The sequence below is a fragment of the Streptomyces africanus genome, from assembly GCF_002150735.1.
Taxonomy (GTDB): domain Bacteria; phylum Actinomycetota; class Actinomycetes; order Streptomycetales; family Streptomycetaceae; genus Streptomyces; species Streptomyces africanus.
The window spans coordinates 1-286 of record NZ_MUKA01000325.1 but is presented as its reverse complement, the minus strand read 5'-3'; the positions used below and the strand labels follow the sequence as shown (position 1 = coordinate 286).

The 286-nt window shown below is 74.1% G+C and carries 1 pseudogene; it reads left to right on the top strand.

What is annotated here, in order from left to right:
* Positions 1-87: 87 nt before the first annotated feature.
* Positions 88-286 (top strand): annotated as a pseudogene (locus CCL05_RS33465) (hypothetical protein); the annotation flags it as partial.

Sequence of the window (286 nt, the reverse complement as noted above, 5' to 3'; positions counted from 1 at the left end):
ACGCCTACCACCACTACCGGGAGCCGGATGACCGTGACTCCGGCCGATAGCCGATAGCCGACCGTCGTGAGAGGGCACGAGCCAGCCATGCGTCCCCCCTACCCCCCGTCCCCCGAGCGTTCCGCCGAGCTGCGGCGGCGGTTCGGCGAAGAGGCCCGGTCCGAGCGGCCCGACCTGTCGACGCTGTGCCTGCTGATGGGCGCGGCGGCGGACGGCGCCCTGGACGAGGCGGGCATGGACGCCGCGCAGGTCGAGCTGGACCGGCTGGCCGGACTGCTGCCGTACC